This is a genomic window from Mesorhizobium sp. B1-1-5, from assembly GCF_006443065.1.
In the GTDB taxonomy this organism is placed as follows: Bacteria; Pseudomonadota; Alphaproteobacteria; order Rhizobiales; family Rhizobiaceae; genus Mesorhizobium.
In genome coordinates this window covers 1-1200 of record NZ_VFWS01000502.1, presented here as the reverse complement: position 1 = coordinate 1200, position 1200 = coordinate 1, and the positions used below count along the sequence as shown (strand labels likewise).

At 66.8% G+C, this 1200-nt stretch carries 2 protein-coding genes; one reads left to right on the top strand and one right to left on the bottom strand.

Annotated elements, in window-relative coordinates; genetic code table 11:
• Positions 1-636: aldo/keto reductase (locus FJ980_RS32750; RefSeq protein WP_140547574.1), on the top strand; the 636-nt coding region annotated here is incomplete at its 5' end.
• A 26-nt stretch (positions 637-662) separates the two neighbouring features.
• Here the strand turns inward: FJ980_RS32750 and FJ980_RS32745 are convergent.
• The coding region (locus FJ980_RS32745) for a GNAT family N-acetyltransferase (RefSeq protein ID WP_140547573.1) at positions 663-1200 on the bottom strand (538 nt) is incomplete at its 5' end.

The following is a 1200-nucleotide window of genomic DNA, read 5'->3' as shown; positions in this document are numbered from 1 at the left end:
TACCAGCACCGTGTCGATCCAGCCGTGCCGGCCGAGGATGTCGCCGGCACGGTCGGCGAGCTGGTCAAACAGGGCAAGGTCCGCTTCTTCGGCCTGTCGGAGGCGGGAGCCGCGAACATCCAGCGGGCGCACGCCGTGTTTCCGGTCTCGGCGCTGCAGAGCGAGTACTCGCTGTGGGAGCGCAATCTCGAGCCGGAAATCATTCCCCTGCTGCGGCAAACCGGCATCGGCCTGGTGCCGTTCTCACCGCTCGGCCGCGGCTTCCTGACCGGCGGCGCCAAGCGCGCCGAGGACTATCCGGAAGGCGATTACCGCCGCGGCGACCCGCGCTACCAGGGCGCGAACTACGACGCCAATGTCGAGGCCGCCGCGAAGGTCCGCGACATCGCCGCCGCCAAAGGCGTCAAGCCAGGGCAGATCGCGCTGGCCTGGCTCTTGGAGAAGGGCAATGTCTTCGGTGTCGACATCGTGCCGATCCCCGGCACCAAGCGGACCAAATATCTGGAAGAAAATGTCGCCGCGGCGTCGCTGAAACTGGAGGCCGCCGAGATGGCGGCGCTCGACGACGCGCTGGCCCCGGGGAAGGTCTCCGGCCCGCGCTACGGCGACCGCACCATGGTGATGATCGACCGATAGGTTCGCACGTCGCCGGTGAATCGGGCCTATTCCACCGGTGCCGGCTTTTGCCGAGGATCAGGCCGCAACCGCTGGTGCAGTTCCCTGCCGGCATGCAGGGTCCGGTCCGCCAGCGCGGCGAGTGTTCCGCGCAACGTCCTTGTTCCCAGCACCGAATCCAGCGTCACCGACTGGGTCGCGAAGCGCCGCTTGAAATCCTCGCCGCCGCACAGGAAGTCGACCATCGTCAGTCCCCTGTCGATCGACCACTGGATGTAGTCCATCATCAGCACCATGCCGGGAGACGCCCGTTCGACATCCGGATCGTAGGTCGTGACGAAGGCCATCATCGTGTTGCGCTGGACGAAATTGATCGAGACCGCCACCACCATCCCGGCGCATTCCAGCACGAAGACATGCAGGAGCCCTTCCCTGGCCAGCACCGCGACCAGCGCGGCCAGGGCCGGCGACCCCTCATCGAACAGGTTGGATTCGTGTCCGCGCGCGGCGAGCCATTTGCGCTTGAACTCGGCGAGCCTGTCGAGGACGGGCTGCATCGGCTCGTCCGGCGCCAAGAGGCGGAAT